The 19579-nt window shown below is 61.9% G+C and carries 17 protein-coding genes; 8 read left to right on the forward strand and 9 right to left on the reverse strand.

Annotated elements, in window-relative coordinates; translation table 11 throughout:
- Window positions 1-63 precede the first annotated feature (63 nt).
- Window positions 64-744, forward strand: a complete 681-nt coding sequence (locus tag E0D86_RS04170) for a cold shock and DUF1294 domain-containing protein (RefSeq protein ID WP_131648688.1) — start codon at window positions 64-66, stop codon at window positions 742-744.
- Between the two features lie 95 nt (window positions 745-839).
- On the opposite strand, the gene E0D86_RS04175 is transcribed toward E0D86_RS04170, so the two are convergent.
- The 4 genes from E0D86_RS04175 to E0D86_RS04190 all read right to left on the reverse strand — a co-directional run bounded on the left by E0D86_RS04175 (window position 840) and on the right by E0D86_RS04190 (window position 5486).
- Window positions 840-2426: an ABC-F family ATPase gene (locus tag E0D86_RS04175; protein ID WP_131648689.1), complete on the reverse strand. Its 1587-nt coding sequence runs from the start codon at window positions 2424-2426 to the stop codon at window positions 840-842.
- A gap of 395 nt (window positions 2427-2821) precedes the next feature.
- Window positions 2822-3793: a TAXI family TRAP transporter solute-binding subunit gene (locus E0D86_RS04180; RefSeq protein WP_131648690.1), complete on the reverse strand. Its 972-nt coding sequence runs from the start codon at window positions 3791-3793 to the stop codon at window positions 2822-2824.
- Window positions 3794-3862: 69 nt separating this feature from the next.
- Entirely contained in the window at window positions 3863-4216 is a 354-nt protein-coding gene (locus E0D86_RS04185) for a RidA family protein (protein ID WP_131648691.1), read from the reverse strand.
- 25 nt (window positions 4217-4241) lie between these two features.
- A complete protein-coding gene (locus tag E0D86_RS04190; protein WP_131648692.1) occupies window positions 4242-5486 on the reverse strand; it encodes a D-amino acid dehydrogenase in 1245 nt (414 codons plus the stop codon).
- Between the two features lie 123 nt (window positions 5487-5609).
- Here E0D86_RS04190 and E0D86_RS04195 point away from each other — a divergent pair, with 123 nt between their 5' ends.
- Both E0D86_RS04195 and zapE read left to right on the forward strand, forming a co-directional pair.
- Entirely contained in the window at window positions 5610-6521 is a 912-nt protein-coding gene (locus E0D86_RS04195) for a LysR family transcriptional regulator (protein ID WP_131648693.1), read from the forward strand.
- 74 nt (window positions 6522-6595) lie between these two features.
- The gene (gene zapE, locus E0D86_RS04200) at window positions 6596-7723 is read left to right on the forward strand and encodes a cell division protein ZapE (protein WP_131648694.1); all 1128 of its coding nucleotides are present in this window, start codon (window positions 6596-6598) and stop codon (window positions 7721-7723) included.
- A 6-nt stretch (window positions 7724-7729) separates the two neighbouring features.
- On the opposite strand, the gene E0D86_RS04205 is transcribed toward zapE, so the two are convergent.
- Window positions 7730-8008 (reverse strand): peptidylprolyl isomerase, encoded by a 279-nt coding sequence (locus tag E0D86_RS04205; protein ID WP_014852742.1) that lies wholly within the window; start codon window positions 8006-8008, stop codon window positions 7730-7732.
- A 243-nt stretch (window positions 8009-8251) separates the two neighbouring features.
- Between E0D86_RS04205 and E0D86_RS04210 the strand changes: the two genes are divergently transcribed.
- The 4 genes from E0D86_RS04210 to E0D86_RS04225 all read left to right on the forward strand — a co-directional run bounded on the left by E0D86_RS04210 (window position 8252) and on the right by E0D86_RS04225 (window position 12861).
- Window positions 8252-9340: a gluconokinase, GntK/IdnK-type gene (locus tag E0D86_RS04210; RefSeq protein WP_131648977.1), complete on the forward strand. Its 1089-nt coding sequence runs from the start codon at window positions 8252-8254 to the stop codon at window positions 9338-9340.
- Window positions 9341-9382: 42 nt separating this feature from the next.
- Window positions 9383-10660: a TRAP transporter large permease gene (locus E0D86_RS04215; protein WP_131648695.1), complete on the forward strand. Its 1278-nt coding sequence runs from the start codon at window positions 9383-9385 to the stop codon at window positions 10658-10660.
- Window positions 10661-10757: 97 nt separating this feature from the next.
- Window positions 10758-11774: a TRAP transporter substrate-binding protein gene (locus E0D86_RS04220; RefSeq protein ID WP_131648696.1), complete on the forward strand. Its 1017-nt coding sequence runs from the start codon at window positions 10758-10760 to the stop codon at window positions 11772-11774.
- 67 nt (window positions 11775-11841) lie between these two features.
- On the forward strand, window positions 11842-12861 hold the full coding sequence (locus E0D86_RS04225) for a LacI family DNA-binding transcriptional regulator (protein WP_131648697.1): 1020 nt from the start codon (window positions 11842-11844) through the stop codon (window positions 12859-12861).
- Between the two features lie 44 nt (window positions 12862-12905).
- Here the strand turns inward: E0D86_RS04225 and E0D86_RS04230 are convergent, their stop codons facing one another.
- Window positions 12906-13820, reverse strand: a complete 915-nt coding sequence (locus E0D86_RS04230) for a LysR family transcriptional regulator (RefSeq protein ID WP_131648699.1) — start codon at window positions 13818-13820, stop codon at window positions 12906-12908.
- Between the two features lie 140 nt (window positions 13821-13960).
- Between E0D86_RS04230 and E0D86_RS04235 the strand changes: the two genes are divergently transcribed.
- Complete coding sequence (locus E0D86_RS04235) at window positions 13961-15187, forward strand: acyl-CoA dehydrogenase (RefSeq protein ID WP_131648700.1); 1227 nt, start codon at window positions 13961-13963, stop codon at window positions 15185-15187.
- Between the two features lie 176 nt (window positions 15188-15363).
- On the opposite strand, the gene xylB is transcribed toward E0D86_RS04235, so the two are convergent.
- From xylB to E0D86_RS04250, 3 genes are all read right to left on the reverse strand, one after another.
- On the reverse strand, window positions 15364-16860 hold the full coding sequence (gene xylB / locus E0D86_RS04240) for a xylulokinase (protein ID WP_131648701.1): 1497 nt from the start codon (window positions 16858-16860) through the stop codon (window positions 15364-15366).
- A gap of 8 nt (window positions 16861-16868) precedes the next feature.
- Complete coding sequence (locus E0D86_RS04245; RefSeq protein WP_131648703.1) at window positions 16869-18344, reverse strand: mannitol dehydrogenase family protein; 1476 nt, start codon at window positions 18342-18344, stop codon at window positions 16869-16871.
- 110 nt (window positions 18345-18454) lie between these two features.
- Window positions 18455-19558, reverse strand: coding sequence for an ABC transporter ATP-binding protein (locus E0D86_RS04250; protein WP_131648704.1), 1104 nt, complete (start codon window positions 19556-19558; stop codon window positions 18455-18457).
- Window positions 19559-19579: the final 21 nt, after the last annotated feature.

Below are 19579 nucleotides of genomic sequence, written 5' to 3' on the forward strand. Positions count from 1 at the left end.
GCGGCTCGTCATGCACCGAACGACGCATTAGAATCCCGGTCCCTGCCAACCGGATCACCCGTCATGGAATTACGCGGTCAGCTTAAAAGCTGGGACGACCAGAAGGGATTTGGCTTCATCCGGCCGGAGCTGGGTAGTGGTGATGTTTTCGCACATATCTCGGCCATGCGTGGCGCGCGTCGCCCCGTGCAAGGCGACCGGGTGCTGTATCTGAGCGAACCCGACAAGGCCGGGCGCCTGCGTGCCACGCATATCCGGCTTGATGCGCCGCTGTCCCTCGACGAGCCAGCCATTCGCCGCAAGCCGTCCATGAAATCCCGCCCCGCGCAGTCTGTGAAGCCCGCGCCGCGCGCACGCCGTAACGGTCCGTTGCAGCAACCGCTGTTGAAAGCGCTGGGGTTCTTCCTGCTCTGTCTGCTGCCTGCGCTCGGTAGCCTTCGATTGGCGGAGCACGGCAGCAACTGGCCGCTGTTCGCATACGTACTGGCTAGTTTGCTGGCCTTTGGGCTGTATCTGCGTGACAAACGCAGTGCGTTGCGCAGTGGTTGGCGCACACCCGAGGCGCGGCTGCATCTGGTCGAGTTGCTCGGTGGCTGGCCGGGCGCATTGATCGCCCAGCAATGGTTGCGACACAAAACCCGCAAGCTGTCGTTCCAGCTGGCGTTCTGGCTGATCGTCATCGCGCATCAGGTTGCGTGGTTCGACTATCTGTATCTCCAGCGCCTCTATCGACTGTTGCCGTAGATCTGATCCAAGCTCGGGCGAAGTTGGATGCGTCAGCTGGGTACAGGTGCAAAAACGCCCCGTACTAGCGGGGCGTCTTCTATCGCTGCGATCCCTTAGATCACGCCGAGGCTGCGCAGGTAATCGTCATAGGTGCCGCTGAAGTCGGTCACGCCCGAGTCGGACAGCTCGATGATGCGGGTGGCCAGCGAGCCGACGAATTCGCGGTCATGGCTGACGAAAATCAGCGTGCCCGGATAGTTCTCTAGCGCCAGGTTCAGCGCCTCGATGGATTCCATGTCCAGGTGGTTAGTCGGTTCGTCCATCACCAGCACGTTGGGCTTTTGCAGGATCAACTTGCCGAACAGCATGCGGCCCTGCTCGCCACCGGAAATTACCCGCACCGATTTCAGGATTTCATCGTTGGAGAACAGCATGCGGCCGAGAGTGCCGCGCACCAGCTGCTCGCCGCCCTGGGTCCACTGGCCCATCCAGTCGAACAGGGTCGCGTCATCTTCGAAATCTTCGGCATGATCTTGCGCGTAATAGCCGACGTCAGCGCTTTCGGTCCACTTCACCGAGCCGGCATCCGGCTGCAGATCGCCGACCAGAGTGCGCAACAGGGTGGTCTTGCCGATGCCGTTGGGGCCGATGATGGCGACGCGTTCGCCAGCCTCGACGGTGAAGCTGAAGTTCTTGAATAGTGGCTTGCCGTCGAAGCCCTTGGCCAGGCTTTCTACCGTCACGGCCTGACGGTGCAGTTTCTTGGTCTGCTCGAAGCGAATGAAGGGGCTGACGCGGCTGGACGGCTTGACTTCGTCGAGCTGGATTTTGTCGATCAGCTTGGCGCGCGAGGTGGCCTGCTTGGCTTTCGAGGCGTTGGCCGAGAAACGGCTGACGAAGGTCTGCAGCTCGGCGATCTGAGCTTTCTTCTTGGCGTTGTCCGACAGTAAGCGCTCGCGGCTTTGGGTAGCGGCGGTCATGTACTCGTCGTAGTTGCCGGGGAACAGACGCAGCTCACCGTAGTCCAGGTCGGCCATGTGTGTGCACACGCTGTTGAGGAAGTGCCGGTCGTGGGAAATGATGATCATGGTGCTGTTGCGGACTTTGAGAATGTCTTCCAGCCAGCGGATGGTGTTGATATCCAGGTGGTTGGTCGGCTCGTCGAGCAACAGTACTTCCGGGTCGGAGAACAGCGCCTGCGCCAGGAGCACGCGCAGCTTCCAGCCGGGTGCTACTTCGCTCATCGGGCCGAAGTGCTGTTCCAGAGGTATGCCCAGGCCCAGCAGCAATTCACCCGCGCGGGATTCGGCGGTGTAGCCGTCCAGCTCGGCGAACTCAGTTTCCAGCTCGGCCACGGCCATGCCGTCTTCTTCGCTCATCTCCGGCAGCGAATAGATGCGCTCGCGCTCGGCCTTGACCTTCCACAGCTCCTCGTGACCCATGATCACCGTGTCGATGACATTGAAGTCTTCATAGGCGAACTGATCCTGGCGCAGCTTGCCCAGGCGCACGTTGGGTTCGAGCATCACCTGGCCACCGGAAGGCTCCAGATCGCCCCCGAGGATTTTCATGAACGTCGACTTGCCGCAGCCGTTGGCGCCGATCAGGCCGTAGCGATTGCCGTTACCGAACTTGACGGAAACATTCTCGAACAGAGGTTTAGCGCCGAATTGCATGGTGATGTTAGCGGTGGAGATCAAAGCGGTGTCCTGGGGTTTCAGAGAGGCCGGGGTGCGGCACAGGCGCGACCAAGCCCGGTCGATTCGACCGGCGCGAGAGGCGAGTTGCGTAAAGGGCGTGCATTGTAGTGCGGATGGCCGCGATTCGACAGGGCTTCGCGTGTCCGTTTGGTCGCCTGCGTCATCAGCTAAAGGTTGTGGGGCGAGAGAAATATAGCGAGGCGGGTAAACGCGATGGTCATACCGATCAACAGGGAAAAGCGCGGGTACCGTACGCAACCACGCGCTGAACGGGATCGCGGCGGCGGTCACGGTCGACAGCGAAATGCACGCCCACGCGTGCGCGTGCATTTCGCTGACGTTTGTCAGTAGGCTCCACCAGGCAAGCGCCGCTCTGTCAAAGCGGCGCCATTCGGTCACAACCAGCCTTTTTCCTTATAGAACCGCTCGGCGCCCTCGTGGAGCGGGGCGGTGAGGCCGACGCGGATCATGTCCTTGGCTTCCAGATTGGCGAAGGCAGGATGCAGGCGCTTGAATCGTTCGAGGTTGTCGAACACGGATTTGACCAGCTGATACACCACTTCCGGGTCGGCCTTAGCGGTGGTCGCCAGCACGGCCTTGCCGCCAATCGAAGGCACCGCCGCATCCACGCCTGGGTAGAGCCCGGCTGGAATTTCGGCGGCGGTGTAGTAATCGGCACCTTGGAGAAACTTCTCGATTTCCTCACCGCTGACTGGGATCAGCTCGGCCTCGACATTGTTCAGCGCCTCCTGGATCGCGCCGCTGGGATGGCCGACCACATAGGTGATGGCGTCGAGGTTGTTGTCGCCGAGCGCCGAAGCCATTTCCGCGGGCTTGAGTTCGCCGGCCAGGGCAAAGTCGGCGTTGGTCCAGCCCTTGGCCTTCATGACGTCGTCGAAGGTGTCGCGGCTACCGGAGCCGGGCACGCCGATGTTCACTCGCTTTCCTTTGAGATCGTCGAATGCCTTGATGCCACTGTCGGCCCGGGCCACCACGGTGAGGATTTCGGTCTGCAAGGAAAACACCGCCCGAAGCTCATCGATCGGACCATCTTTGTCGAACGGTGCGAGCCCCTGCAGCGCTTTGTGCTGATGGTCCGACTGGATGAAGCCGAACTCGTATTCGCCGTTACGTAACGAGACGATATTGGTCACGCTGCCGGCGGTGGAGGGCGCGTTGCACTTGATCGCAGGCTGCACCTCGGCGCGGTTGAGCAGACGGCACACCGATTGGCCGGCGGTGTAATAGACGCCGGTCTGGCCGCCGGTGCCGATGGTGACGAAACGTTCCTGCGCCACGGTTGTGGTTGCAGCCAGTGAGCCCGCCAGGGCACAGCCCAGCAAGCCAATACGGATTTTCTGACTCATCGTCATTCCCTCTCGTGTTGTTATTGGGTGAAACAAGGGGCGGCTCGGCAGCCAGCTAGCTACGAAGAATCAGGCAGCGGCAGCAATCACCATGATCTCAACCAGCACGTCCGCCGAGGCGAGACGTGCTTCGACGGTGGCCCGCGCCGGTGCGCAACCAGCCGGGAGCCATTCGCTCCAGACGGCGTTCATGGCCGCGAAGTCGGCTTCGATATCCTTCAGCCAGATCTGTGCGCTCAGCATACGCGAGTGATCGGACCCGGCCGCGGCCAGCAGCCTGTCGATCTTCGCCAGCACCTGGCGGGTCTGTCCGGCGACATCCTCGCTACGATCATCCGGCACCTGTCCGGCCAGAAATACCAGATTGGCGAAGGTCACGGCTGCGGACATGCGCTCGTTGGTCTCGATACGTTGCAGGGTCATGCGGAATCCTCTTCAGGTGATGCAGTCAGGATGTAAGGGTCAGGCCATCCAGCGCAACGGCAGGGCGCTGGTCGCCAATCAGACCACAAAGAAGGTCGGCGCTACCGCAGGCCAGGGTGAAACCGAGGCTGCCATGTCCGACGTTGAGCCAGAGATTGTCGAGCTCAGTCGCGCCGAGCAGCGGCGTCCCCTCAGGGGTAGCGGGGCGCAGACCGGCCCACTGGGTAGCGCTGCGATAGTCCCCGGCGGCGGGGAAGGCCTCGCTGGCGAGGCGCTGCAACATGGCGATTCGTCCCTGGTCCAGGCTCGCATCCCAGCCGCCGATATCGACCATCGCCGCCACCCGCAGGTTATCGCCGAGGCGCGCGTAGACCACCTTGTTGTCGTAGTCGGTCACGTTGGTGTCGGGGATACCGGCATGGTTGCGCAAGGGCAACGTCAGGCTGTAACCCTTGAGCGGATAGATCGGCAGTTCGATGCCAAGCGGCCGCAGCAGCGCCACGCTGGCAGCCCCGGCGGCAACCACCAGATGATCCACGGCCAGTTCTTCAGGGCCGAGCCGCACCGCGCATACCCGGCCCTGCTCGCTGCGCAATGCGGTGACGGTCTGGCCGCCGTGCAGTTGAAAGTTCGGCGATCGGCCAAGCCGTTCCAGCAATCGTCGGCAGAACAGATGGCAATCCGCGACCTCGTCGCCGGGCGAGTAGATGCCGCCTTGCAGCGCGTCAGCCAAAGGCTGCAATGCGGGCTCAATAGCTGCGCATTGATCGGCATCGAACAGCTGTTGATTGCCGTCGCCATTCAAACCCGCTGCGGCTTTGTCCAGGCTGGCGCGGTCGCGGTAGATCACCAGCTTGCCGTTGGCGCGCCAGGCGAAATCGTCCAGTCCGTCCTGTTCGCGCCAGTTGCGCAGCACCTGCTGGCTATGAAGGGCCAGGCGCAGCAAATGCGCGGCGTTGCGCCGATTGGTCGAGCGGCGGCAGGCGAGCAGAAAACGCGCGCACCAGCGCCACTGCTGCATGCTCATCTTGGGTCGGAAACGCAGTGGGGCATCGTTGCCGCGGAACATCCAGCCGAGCGCTTGCAAGGGCACGCCGGCATCGGCCAGCGGTGATACGTAGCGATAACTCAGTTGGCCACCATTGGCGAAACTGGTCTCCAGCGCCACTTGGTCGCGCTTCTCGATCAGCTCGACCTGATGGCCCTGGCGCACCAGTGCATAGGCCGTGGTCAGCCCGATGACGCCGCCGCCGATTACAGCAATTCGCATCGTGCCGCTCCGTGAGATGGATGACAGAAGCCTAAGTCCGCACCAGCGAAGCGGCCAATGAAAGGTTGGAGGCAACACATAACCCAGGGTTATGCTTCGTCCCAACCACTGGGGACCCTGCATATGCGCCTTCGCCACATCGAACTCTTTCAGGCCATCCTGCGGACCGGCAGCCTGACCGCCGCTGCGCAGCTGTTGCATATCTCCCAGCCAGCGGCGAGCAAGATTCTCAAGCATGCCGAGCAGCAGCTCGGCTTCGCGCTATTCAATCGGGTGCGCGGCAAGCTGCAGCCGACTGCCGAAGCGCGCATCCTGCAACAGGAAACCGAACGTCTGGCTGCGGACTTGCAGAGCCTTCGGCGTCTGGCCGGTAATCTCGGCCGCGGCGAGGAACGGGCGTTGCGGCTAATCTGCACACCTGCGCTGGCCCAGGTGCTGCTGCCCGAAGCGTTGCGCTGCTGGCGCAGCCGTTTCGCCAGTACGCCGTGCCAGCTCGCCACCCAGCACACGGCGGAAATCGTCGAGGCCTTGTTGTTGCGCGAAGCCGATCTTGGGCTGACGCTGCAAACGGTGGAGCATCCCGGCTTGAGCAGCGAGGTGCTCGCGCAGGGACAGATGATGGTGATCGCACCAGCCAGCTGGTGGGCCGACGCCGAACTGGCAAACCCCGTGCGGTTGGAGGAACTGGCCGATGTGCCGCTGATCGGCCTGGACACCCGCGATGCGCTGGGCGGCCTGCTGCGTGGCCACCTCGAAGAGCTCGAGCCGCCGCCGCGTATCAATACCTGGGTGCAGACTTACCAGCTGGCGCGTTCGCTGGTGGCGGCGGGGCAGGGCTTGGCCCTGGTCGATCCGCTTACCGCGCTGGCCGGCGGCGATCATGCCGTGCAGGCACGCCCGCTGGAGCCGGCGATTCCGGTGCCGCTGCATGCACTGGTGCGTGCGCAGGAAGTGTCGTCCGCCGCGCAGTTGGAACTACTGGCGCAGATTCGCCAACAGGCCGATGGGCTGATGGCTGCGTCGCGGCGGTTCTGATCGTCCAGCGCCAGAGCTGTGCTTCAAGCGTTGCTGGGCTACCATCGCGGCCATCATCGATATCGGCTTATTTCATGGATAACGTCTCTCCGCTTGCCCTGTATCAGCAGGCCATGGCCCGCGACGGGTTCGTCAGCGATGCCGCGCAGCTGCGTGCTGTCGAGCTGCTGCAAACCTGCTATCAGGCGTTGCATCAGCCTGGCGCTATCGAGGGTCCGCCTCGTGGTATCTACCTGTGGGGGCCGGTGGGGCGTGGCAAGACCTGGCTGATGGATATCTTCCATCGCAGCTTGCAGGTCCCGTCGCGGCGGCAGCATTTTCACCACTTCATGCGCTGGGTGCATATGCGGCTGTTCGCGCTCAATGGCACCGCCGATCCGCTGCGGGCGCTAGCAAGTGAGCTGGCCGAAGAGGTCCGTGTGCTGTGTTTCGACGAGCTGTTCGTGGCCGATATCGGCGATGCGATCATCCTGGGCCGCCTGTTCGAGGTGATGTTCGAGCAAGGCGTGGTCATCGTCGCCACATCCAATCAGCCGCCCGATCAGTTGTATGCCGATGGCTTCAATCGCGAGCGCTTTCTGCCTGCCATCACCGCCATCGAGCACCATATGCAGGTGGTGAGTGTGGATGGCGGCGCTGACCATCGCCTGCGACCCGGTGCTGCGCTGCAGCGTTACTGGGTCAGCGATGATGAAAGCAGCGGTGAATTGCAGCAGGTGTTCGCTGAGCTGGCTGAAGGCACCGTCAGCAATGATCCTGTGGTCATTGGCCGGCGATCGTTGCAGGTGGTGCATCGCAGCCAGTCGGCAATTTGGTGTCGTTTCGACGATCTATTCGAGCAGCCGTTTTCAGCACTGGATTTCATCGAGCTGTGCGACCGTTTCTCCTCAATCCTGATCAGCGAAGTGCCACGGCTAGGCAGCAAGCAGAGGGAAGGGCGCATCGCTCGTGGCACCGAAGACGCGGCGGCTCGGGTGGAAGCGGGGGACCGTGAACTGCCCAAGCTGGCCGCACGCGACGATGCGGTCAGACGTTTCATTGCGCTGGTGGATGAATGCTATGACCGTCAGGTACCGCTGTATCTGCAGGCGCAGGTGCCGATGAACGAGCTCTATACCCAGGGCTATCTCTCGTTCGCCTTTCGCCGCACGCTGAGCCGGCTGCGGGAGATGCAGTTGCAGCGCTTCGGTACTGTGAGCTGACGGGCCTCAGTCGCGATAGAAGACCTGCACCAAGTGATAGCCGAACTGACTCTTCACTGGCCCATGCACTTCACGCAACGGCTTCTTGAAAATCACCTGATCGATGCTGCGCACCATCTGGCCGGGGCGTACCTCGCCCAGGTCGCCACCTTTCTTGCCCGAGGGGCAGGTCGAGTACTTCTTCGCCAGCACGTCGAAGGCTTCGCCATTGGCGATACGCTTTTTCAGCTGTGCGGCCTCGGCTTCGGTCTTTACCAAGATGTGGCGTGCCATGGCTTTGGGCATTACAGGTCTCCTCGGATGCGGCGGCGATTGTAGTCAGCACGCGAAGAAAACCGAAGCACCGACGCCAACAAGACGACCATTTGGCAGAGTCGAAAAGCGACGAACGGTAGTTATCGTTAAAATATGTTAGCGCTACCATCTGGCTCAACAATCATAACGCGGCACATTGATGCTGCTGGAGAGCCGATAGTGGATTTCCACTCCAATAGCGACATTCGCGCCGCCAGCCGCACGCTGGTGGTCATGGGTGTCAGCGGTTCGGGTAAGACCGACACCAGCCATGCCGTTGCCGATGCACTGGGTTTTCGCCATATCGAAGCCGACAACTTCCATCCCGAAGAAAACGTCGCACGCATGCGTGCCGGCACGCCGCTTTCCGACGCCGATCGCGTGGAGTGGCTGCAGAAACTCATCGTCGAGATGCATAAGGCAATCGAAGACGATGTCGGCTTCGTGCTGGCCTGTTCTGCACTCAAGCGCCGCTATCGTGATCTATTACGCGACGCAGTGCCGGCCTTGCGTTTCGCGCATCTGTCCATCGATTACGACACTGCGATTCAGCGCGTCGGTGGCCGTGCTGGGCATTTCATGCCGATTTCCCTGGTGGACAGCCAGTTCGCCACACTCGAATCGCCGGAAGGCGAACCTGGTGTGCTGGTAGTCGATGCCAGCCAGTCGCGCGAGCAGGTTCTCGAAAAAATCGTCAGCTGGATGCAGCATGAATCTGGACTTGAAATCGCCGATCGCGAGGATCTTTCCGCACGCCCGCTTGATAGCGCTAACACAGAGCTGGAGCGCGGCGCTGAGTTGACCACCGCACCCATTTACAGCGGAAAAATAGCGCAGAGCTTTGATCGGATCACCGATTGGCTGATGGCAGGCTTGCTCGCATTTATGGTGATCGTTGTGTTCAGCAGCGTGGTGCTGCGTTACGCCTTCGGTACCGGTTGGACTGGCGCCGAGGAGCTTTCGCGATTGGCCTTCGTCTGGCTGGTCTTCGTTGGCGTCGCGTCGAGCATGCGCCGCGGAGAACTGATGGCTTTCAGCATGATCCGTGATCGTTTTCCAAAGTTGTTTCGCCGCCTGGTCGATTCGGTCAGCTGGCTGATGGTGGCCATTGCCAGCGGCATGGCTGCTATGGGCGGATGGAACCAGATGCAGTTCGGCTGGAACATCAATAGCCCGGTGGTGGGCTATCCGCTGGCAGTAGCGATGCTACCAGTGATGGCCAGCATGATCGCATTGACGGTCCTGGCGCTTTTGCAACTCGTGAACGTATGGCGCGGGCAGCCCCAGCCGCATGCCGCCGACGCCAATGTAACGGCTGACTGATTTATCGATAACAACAGGGCAATGCCCGCCTGAGGACCGTACATGACTGTCGTCGTCTTCCTTTCTTCACTGTTTGGCTTCATGGCCTTCGGCATGCCGATCGCATTCGCGCTGATTCTCACTGGTGCGGTGCTGATGTGGTATCTGGATTTCTGGGATGTGCAACTGCTGGCCCAGAACCTTCAAGCCGGAGCCGACAGCTTTCCACTGTTGGCCGTGCCGTTCTTCATTCTTGCCGGTGAATTGATGAATGCCGGCGGCATTTCTCGCCGCATCATCAACATGGCGCAGGCCTATTTCGGCCACAAGCGTGGTGGGCTCGGGTATGTCGCGATTGCGGCCTCGGTGCTTCTAGCGAGCATGTCCGGCTCGGCACTGGCGGACACTGCCGCGCTGGCCACGCTGTTGCTGCCGATGATGCGTGAGCGTGGTTATCCGTTGAGTTCGTCATCGGGCCTGGTTGCGGCCGGCGGAATCATCGCCCCGATCATTCCGCCTTCGATGCCTTTCGTGATTTATGGCGTAGTCACCAACACGTCGATCAGTCAACTGTTCCTCGCCGGTATGGTGCCCGGTTTGATTATGGGCGCGGGTCTGGTGGTGGCCTGGACGTTGATCGCACGCAAGATCGAAGAGCCCCCTCAGGAAAAAGCCACCCGTGCCGAGCGCCGCAAGGCGCTGGTCGACGGAGCAGCCGCTTTGATGCTCCCGGTGATTATCGTCGGCGGCTTACGCGGCGGGTTGTTCACGCCAACCGAGGCAGCAGTAGTGGCAGCGGTTTATGCGCTTGCCGTTTCGACCTTGCTGTATCGCGAACTCAACTGGCGCGGCGTAATAGAAGTGCTGACCCGCGCGAGCCGTACTACGGCGTCAGTCATGTTCCTCTGCGCCGCGGCAATTGTTTCCGGCTACATGATCACGCTGGCGCAGCTGCCGGACGAGATCGCCGTGATGCTCGGCCCGCTGGCGCAAGATCCGAAGCTGCTGATGGTTGCCATCATGGTGCTGATGATTGCGATTGGCATGGTGCTCGATCTGACACCGACCATCCTTATTCTTGGACCAGTGCTGGCGCCTATCGCGGTCAAGGCCGGTATCGATCCGGTGTACTTCGGCGTGATGTTCGTATTGATCGGCTCCATCGGTTTGATTACGCCGCCGGTGGGCACTGTGCTGAACGTTGTCGGAGGTATCGGCAGGTTGCGCATGGAGACACTGGTGCGCGGAGTGATTCCATTCTTCGTTATTTATTTGCTGATCGTCGCACTGCTGGTAGCCGTGCCGGCGATCATCACCGTGCCGCTGCAATGGTTGCGCTGATCGGGGCAGGTACTCGCTTCGCAGCGGCATTCAAGTTTCGCCTTGGCGAGAAAAGCTTCACCTTCATTTCATCCACAACAACAAAAGGTAAGACAGCATGAAACGATTTCTCATAGCGGCCCTGGCGGCCACCACGCTCGGTAGCGCCATCACGGCGGTCAGCGCACAAGCGGCTGACGACGTCCGTTCGCGCATGATCCGCTTTGGTTATGGCCTCAACGAAGACAGCAACCAGGGCAGGGCGGCGAAGCTGCTTGCCGAAGAAATCGCCAAGGCGTCCGACGGCAAGCTCAAGATGCGGACCTTCGCCTCCGCTAGCCTGGGTTCGGACGATCAGATGCAGAACGCGCTGATGGGTGGAGCGCAGGAAATGATGGTTGGCTCGACGGCAACGCTGGTTGGCATCGCCGAGGAAATGGCGGTTTGGGATACGCCGTTCCTCTTTGAAAGCGAAAAGCAGGCGGATTACGTGCTCGACGGTCCGGTAGGGCAGAAGGTCATGGATGCGCTGGAAGAGAAAGGGCTGGTTGGCCTGGTCTACTGGGAGAATGGCTTCCGCAATCTCACCAACAACGTGCGCCCGGTCGAGGAGATGGAGGACTTCAACGGTATCAAGCTGCGCGTGATGCCCAACCCGGTATTCATCGACACCTTCAAGCAGATGGGCGCAAACGCGGTTCCGCTTCCGTTCTCCGAGCTGTTCACCGCGCTGGAAACCAAGGCGGTCGACGGTCAGGAAAACCCCTACAACACCATCCTCTCCTCGAAATTCTATGAGGTGCAGAAGTACCTGAGCGTCACCAATCACGTCTACAGCCCTTGGATCGTCACAGCGTCCAAGCGCTGGTGGGATGGCCTGTCCGAGACCGAGCAGAACATCATCATGGACGCGGCGAAGAAGTCGCGTGATTCGGAGCGCGAGGACACCCGTGCCGAAGCTCGCGAAGCCTTGGCGCAAATCGAAGAGCACGGCATGGAGATCAACAAGGTCAGCCCTGAAGAAATCCAACGTATGCGCGAGCAGGCCAAGCCGGCGATTCAGACCGTGATCGATACGGTCGGCGAGCCATTGTTCAATGAAGTCCAGGCAGAAATCGCGAAGGCGCCGAAGTGATCCTGCGCGCCCCTTCGGGGGCATCGTGCCGAGGTAGAATTCACGCCTCTCGTCGCTGGATCCCGCTATGAGTTCTCGTCGCCGTCGCTCGTTGGAGCGGGTCACTTTGTCTGATGTGGCTCGCAGTGCTGGTTGTTCATTGATGTCCGCTTCGCGTGCGCTGTCGCAACCGGAGCGAGTGTCCGATGCGCTGCGCGAGCGCGTCGTGGCTGCGGTCAAGGCGCTGGGTTACGTGCCGCATACCGCGGCGCGAAGCCTCGCCAGCGCGCGCTCGAATCTAGTAGCTGTGATCATCCCTTCACTGTCGAACGCCGTGTTCGTCGATACCGTCGAGGCGGTTCAGCGAGTCCTGATGCCGGCCGGGTATGAGCTGATGATCGGCGTTAGTCACTACCGTCCGGAGGAAGACGAGCGCCTGTTGCGTGCGTATCTGGCCCATCAGCCGGCGGGACTTCTGGTCACCGGCTTCCAGCGCAGCGATGCCGCGCGCGAAGTGCTGGGCAGCTACACCAGCCCCATCGTTACGCTGATGGAGCTGAGCGATGCGGACGAGGACTATTGCGTCGGTTTTTCCCAGTACGAAGCAGGCGCAGCAATGACCCGCAAGCTGCTCGAGCGTGGTTACCGCACTATCGCCTTCGCCGCTGCGCAGCTCGATCCGCGTACCCTGCAGCGTGCCGAAGGTTATCGGCAGGCGATGCGCGAGGCCACCCGCTACGACCCCGCGCTGGAGCTGCTGACGCCGGAGGTATCCTCCATCGGCCTTGGCGCCGAACTGCTGGACAGGCTACTGGCCCAGCAGCCAGGCATCGATGCGATCTTCTTCAATAACGACGACCTGGCGCTGGGGGCACTATTCCGTGCCCGCCAGTTGCAGCTGGCCGTTCCTGGGCGCTTGGCCATTGCCGGTTTCAACGACCTACCAGCCGCCGCTTGGATGCACCCGGCGCTGACGACTGTACGCACCATCCGTGGCGAGATCGGCACGCTGGCCGGGCAGATGCTGCTCAGCCTGATGCGCGGCGAAACGCCACCGCAACGCCGGATCGATGTGGGGTTCGAAGTGGTAATGCGCGAAAGCGCCTGAAAACTGAACCGGCAGGCATTGCGCTTGCCGGCATCATCAACAGATCAGTCGGCCTGCTGCGCCGCCGTGACCTGCTGGGCGATCTCGATCATCTGTTCGCGCATCCAGCGGTTGGCCGGGTCTTGATCCGTGCTTTCGTGCCAGTAGATGTGCGTTTCCAGCGGTGGAATATCCACCGGCAGCGGTACCTGATGCAGGTCGTGGCGGCGGGCGAAACGCTCCGGCACGGTCACCGCCATATCGGTGTGCTGAATGACCTGAGTAGCCATCATGTAATGCTGCGAGCGCAGGGCGATCTTGCGCTGCAGCCCCATCTTGCCCAGAGCCAGATCGACCATGCCCAAACCGCTGCGCCGGCTTGAGATATGAATGTGCGACAGCGATAAGTATTCCTCGACGCTCAGTTTGTCTTTCGCCAATGGATGACCGCGGCGCATCGCGCAGACATAGCTGTCCTCGAGCAGCTTGACGTGACGCACCTGCGGGTCGGTATTTAGTGGCGCGTCCATGGCGAAGTCCAGGCGCCCAGCCGCCAGCTCCTTGGTGGTCTCGCGGCGCTTGGCCAGCATGCTCTCGATCTTCACGTTCGGTGCCATGCGGCGCAGGCGTTGAAACAGCGGCGGCAACACCACGGCCTCGGTGAGGTCGGTCATGCTAATGCGGAAGGTCTTGTTTGCCTGCAGCGGATTGAAGGTACGGCTTTCCTGCACCGACACGCGCAGCAACTGCAATGCGTTGCGTACCGGGCCGATGATGTTCTGTGCCATCGGCGTCGGCACCATGCCTTGCGCGGTGCGCACGAACAGCGGGTCGTTGAAGGTCTCGCGCAGGCGCGCCAAGGCATTGGAAACGGCGGGCTGAGTGATACCGACGATCTGCCCGGCGCGGGTCAGATTCGCCTCGGTATAGATGGCATCGAAGACGATAAACAGGTTGAGATCGACCTTGTTCAGGTTCATTTCCGCAAGCTCTCCGGCTGGGTCATTCGCGCCGATCATATATCGGTGATGAATGTTTATACACGAGGAAAATAGCGTAGGTAAATCTTCAGCCCTGCACTAGCATTTCGTTACATCGTCCAATCCGAAGAAGGTTGCCCATGGATTTCGCCTATTCCCCCAAGGTTCAAGAGCTGCGTGAGCGCGTGCAGGCGTTCATGGATGCGCATGTCTATCCCGCCGAGAAGATCTTCTATCAGCAAGTCAACGAGGGTGATCGCTGGCAGCCCACCGCCATCGTCGAGGAGCTGAAGGCCAAGGCCAAGGCCGAAGGGCTGTGGAACCTGTTCCTGCCGGAATCAGAATTGGGCGCCGGATTGACCAATACAGAATACGCGCCGCTGGCGGAAATCATGGGTAGCTCGGGCCTTGGCCCGGAAGCCTTCAACTGTTCGGCGCCCGATACCGGCAACATGGAAGTGCTGGTGCGCTACGGCAGCGAAGCGCAAAAGAAGCAGTGGCTGGAGCCCTTGCTGCGCGGTGAGATCCGCTCGGCCTTCGGCATGACCGAACCGGGCGTAGCGTCCTCGGATGCCACCAACATGGAAGCCCGCGCCATGCGTGAAGGTGATGAGTGGGTGATCAACGGCCGCAAGTGGTGGACGTCGGGCGCCTGCGACCCGCGTTGCAAGGTGATGATTTTCATGGGCCTGACCAATCCGGATGCGCCGCGCCACCAGCAGCATTCGATGATTCTCGTGCCGATGGATGCGCCCGGTCTCAAGGTACTGCGCCCGCTACCGGTGTTCGGCTATGACGACGCGCCGCACGGCCACGCCGAGGTGTTGCTGGAGAACGTGCGTGTGCCTTACGAAAACGTCCTGCTCGGCGAAGGCCGTGGCTTCGAGATTGCCCAGGGTCGCCTTGGCCCGGGCCGCATTCACCATTGCATGCGTTCGGTGGGTGTCGCCGAGCGGGCGCTGAAGCTGATGTGCGAGCGTTCGGTCAGCCGCACGGCGTTCGGCAAGCCGCTGGCGCGCCTGGGGGCCAACTTCGATCACATCGCCGAGTGCCGGATCGAGATCAATATGGCGCGCCTGCTGACGCTCAACGCGGCCTACATGATGGATACGGTGGGCAACAAGATCGCCGCCAGCGAAATCGCCCAAATCAAGGTGGTCGCTCCCAACGTGGCGTTGAAGGTTATCGACCGTGCCATTCAGATCCACGGTGGCGCCGGCGTCTCCGAAGATTTCCCGCTGGCCCACTGGTACGCCATGCAGCGCACCCTGCGCCTGGCCGACGGCCCGGATGAAGTACATCGCGCCTCGATCGCCAAGCACGAGCTGGGCAAATACGTACCGCGCGAGGCGCTGCGTAGCCGTTGACGCGCTCTGGTTGTACCGAAAGGCAAAGCCATGAACCCTGGCTTTGCCTTTTTTATGCGTGGGTTATCTGCTGGTGTGGCGCGCTGGCGATTGGACAAAGCGTTCGCGCGCAAGCTCGTTCCTACTGGATCGTGCGTCTCTCGGCCCGTGTAGGAGTGAGCTTGCTCGCGAACGTGTCACGCCTGCTGATTATGGAGGCCGGTCACCAGCCCGCGATAACGCCGATAGGCCTGCTCGTAAGCTGCGACGGCACCGGCCTCCGGCTCGACTGAGGTCGTCTCGTCCAGACTGACACAACGCTCGCAAATATCGGCAAGACTGGCCTGCGCATCGCTCTGCCGCGCATGGCACCACGCCGCCTGGATAGCCGCGCCCAGCGCTGGGGCCTCGCTGTGCGTGGCGCAGATGACTGGTGCATCCATGACGTCGGCGATGATCTGCCGCCACAGTGGGTTCTTTGCACCGCCACCGATCAAACGAATCCGCTCGCTGCGGATGCCGCTGTCCCGCAGCAGGTCCAGGCCATAACGCAGGCCGAAGGTCACGCCTTCGAGCACGGCGCGGCAGAGATTGGCGCGAGTGAGGTTGTCGCTGGTCAAGCCGTGCAGGCTGGCGCTGGCCTGGGGCAGGGCGGGTACGCGTTCGCCGTTGAGAAACGGCAGCATGCTTACGCCAGCCGCGCCGATGGGCGCTTGTGCCACCAGTGCGTTGAATTGTTCGAGATCGAGCTGCAGCAACTCGCGGATGGCGCCATTGGCGTTGGTCAGGTTCATGGTGCAGATCAGCGGCAGCCAGCCACCGCTGGAGGAGCAGAAGGTCGCGACCGATGGCTGCGAACTGACGTGGGGCTCATTGCCATATCCGTAAAGCGTGCCGGAGGTGCCCAGGCTCATGGTGATTGCGCCCGGTGCGATATTGCCGGTGCCGATGGCGCCCATCATGTTGTCGCCGCCACCGCTGGCCACCAGGGCCTGGGGATTGAGCCTCAGACGCACGGCCAGTTCTGGACGCAGCGATCCGATCGGTTGGTGGGCTTCGATCAGCTCCGGCAGTGCCGCTGCCAGCCGACCGCTCGGGTCGATATGGTGTAGCAGTTCCAGATCCCAGCAGCGGGTACGCACGTTGAAGTAGCCGGTGCCCGAGGCATCGCCGAACTCGCTGCGACAACGCCCGGTGAGCCAGTAGTTGAGGTAGTCATGGGGTAGCAGGATGTGCGCGATGCGCTCGAACAGCGCGGGATGCTGCTCCTTCATCCAAAGCAGCTTGGACACCGTGTAACCCGGTGCGATGGCGACACCCAGGCGCTGCAACGAGCCGGTCTCGCCACCCAGCCAGTCCAGCAGGCGCTGGTTTTCGGTGGCCGATTCGGTGTCGCACCAGAGCTTGGCTGGCCGTAGAACCTGGCCATCTGCGTCCAGCGTGACCAACCCATGCTGCTGGCCGGAAACACCAATGCCAAGCACGGCTGTTCCCTTGATCCCTGCCTGGGCCAGCGCAGCCGCCGTAGCCTTCTCGAACGCCTCGATCCATTGCTCGGTCGCCTGCTCGCGGCGACCGTTAGGGCCGCTGTTCAGTTCATGACTGGCCGAACCTTCACCCAGCACGGTTCCGGTCGCGGCGTCGAGCAGCAGCGCCTTGGTGCCTTGGGTACCGCAGTCGATGCCTAGAAACATAGGGCCTCCTAGCTCGCGAGCAACTGATCGAGCGTGCCTTTCACCCCCAGCGAACGCAGCCGCGTCAAGTTGCGCTCGAAGGCCTCCCGAAATGCAGCCGAACGCGGGATCTGCGTACCGAAGATATCCTCGCGGCCGAGCAGACGCTCGGCCAGTCCTTCGTCCTCGGCGACCAGGGCCTGGCAGAACTCCAGCCGTGGATCGAGAATCCGGTAGCGCTCGCCATTCTCATCGACGCCCCGCAGATACAGCGCCCAGGCTGCGATCACCAGCGCGGCGCGATCCAGCTCGGCGTCGTCGGTGATTAGCCGGTTGATGGTCGGTACGCTGAACTTGGAAAACTTCGAGGAACCATCCGAACAGACCCGCTCCAGCTGGTCGGCGATGGCGCGATTGGAGAAACGCTCGATCAGTGTGCGCTTGTACTGGGCGAGGTCGATGCCGGGCACTGGTGCCAGTTGTGGCGTCACGTCGTCATCCATGTAGCGCTGCACGTAGCGCCTGATCAACGGGTCTTCCATGGTTTCGTGTACGTAGCGATAGCCGCGCAGAGCGCCCAGGTAGGTCAGCGCCAGATGGCTACTGTTGAGCAGCTTGAGTTTCATTTCCTCATAGGGTGCGACGTCGTCGGTGAACTGCACGCCGACCATCTCCCAGGCGGGGCGGCCATTGACGAACTTGTCTTCCAGCACCCATTGCACGAAGGGTTCGCAGACCACCGGCCAGGCGTCTTCAATGCCATGCTGTTCCTGCAGCGCCTGACGATGCGCGGCGCTGGTCATCGGCGTGATGCGATCGACCATGGCGTTTGGGAAACTGACGTGGCGCTCGATCCAACCGGCGAGCTCGGCATCGACCAGCGTCGCGAAGGCCAGCAGCGCCTTACGGGTGACATCGCCGTTGTGCGGTAGGTTATCGCAGGACATCACCGTGAAGGGCGCAACACCTGCGCCACGCCGCCGGGCCAACGCCGCACAGAGCAGGCCGAACACGCTGATTGGCGCGCGTGGGGTGGCCAGGTCGTGCTGGATCTGCGGCAGCGAGGCGTCGAACTGGCCGGTGCTTTCGTCCATGCAGTAGCCGCCTTCGGTGATGGTCAGCGAGACGATACGGATCGCCGGATCGGCCAGCCGGGCCACTACGGCTTCCGATCCATCCTCGACCAGCAGCATGTCGCGAATGCTGCCGATTACCCGCACCTCGGTATCCGGTCGGTCATCCAGCTCCACCAGGGTGAACAGATAATCCTGCGCCGCCAGGGCATCGCGCATGGTCCTTTCCTCGGGGCGGGTGCCGATGCCGCAGATGCCCCAGTCCAGCCCTTCACCGGTATTCATCAGGGCATCGGTATAAGCCGCCTGATGGGCCCGATGAAAACCGCCAACGCCGATATGGGCGATGCCGGTGCTGACCGTTTCCAGGGCATAGCCGGGGCGCTTGATGTTGGCCGGCAGGCGTTGCAGATTTTGTTCGTTCAACTTCATTGGATGTCTCACGGATAGGCGTGTGCGTCCGAACTACGGGATCTGCCATAGCGGTTGGCGACACGGGAGCGGATGGCAGGCTGCCGTTTGGGCGGCCTGCCCAAGCTGATTCAGGCCACCTGACGCAGGGGCTGGCCGACCGCCAGTCCCTTGCTGTCGAACAAGTGGCAGTGGGCGGCATCGAGCGTCAGTTTCAGTGACTCGCCATAGCGCGGTGTGAAATCGCCACGGATGCGCATGGTCAGGGGCTCGCCCGCCTGAGTGAGCACGTGGCAATAGGTGTCGCTGCCCAGACGTTCGCTGACATCGGCCTTGACCTCCAGCTGGCAGCTGCCGTCGGTGCTGCGGTTGAGGTGTTCGGGGCGAATACCCAGCGTCACCGGGTCGCCAATGGACAATGCCGTGCCGCCCAGCGGCAGTTGCAGGCGACACCTGGCGTCCAGTTCCACCTCGCAACCCTCGGCATGTACACCGACGACTGTGCCTTGGAGAAAGCCCATCTTCGGCGTACCGAGAAAGCCTGCGACGAAGAGGTTGGCCGGGCTGTGATAGAGCTCCATCGGCGAGCCGACCTGCTCGACACGGCCGGCGTTGAGCACCACCACCTTGTCGGCGAGGGTCATCGCTTCGACCTGATCGTGGGTGACGTAGATCATCGTCGCCTGCAGTTCCTGATGCAGACGCGACAGCTCCAGCCGCATCTGTACCCGTAGCGCGGCGTCGAGGTTGGACAGCGGCTCGTCGAAGAGAAATACCTTGGGATTGCGCACGATGGCGCGGCCGATCGCGACCCGCTGACGCTGACCGCCAGAGAGCTGTTTCGGCTTGCGTTCCAGCAGCGGCTCCAGGCCGAGAATGCGCGCTGCATTGGTGATCTTGTGGTCGACTTCCTGCTTGTCGACCCCGGCCAGGTCCAGGGCAAATGACATGTTCTTGCGCACCGTCATATGCGGATAGAGCGCGTAGGTCTGGAACACCATGGCCAGGTCGCGTTTGGCCGGGCTGACCTGGGTGATGTCGCGGCCGTCCAGCTCGATATGGCCGCTGCTGACTTCTTCCAGGCCGGCGATCAGCCGCAGCAGGGTGGATTTGCCGCAACCGGATGGGCCGACGAACACCACGAACTCACCATCGCGGATTTCCAGGTCGACACCCTTGATGATCTCGTTGCCGTCGAAGCCTTTTTTCAGGCTGTGAATTTTCAGATTTGCCATCTTCGAATCCTCTGTTGTTCT

It is taken from the genome of Pseudomonas sp. IC_126, from assembly GCF_004331835.1.
GTDB lineage: Bacteria > Pseudomonadota > Gammaproteobacteria > Pseudomonadales > Pseudomonadaceae > Stutzerimonas.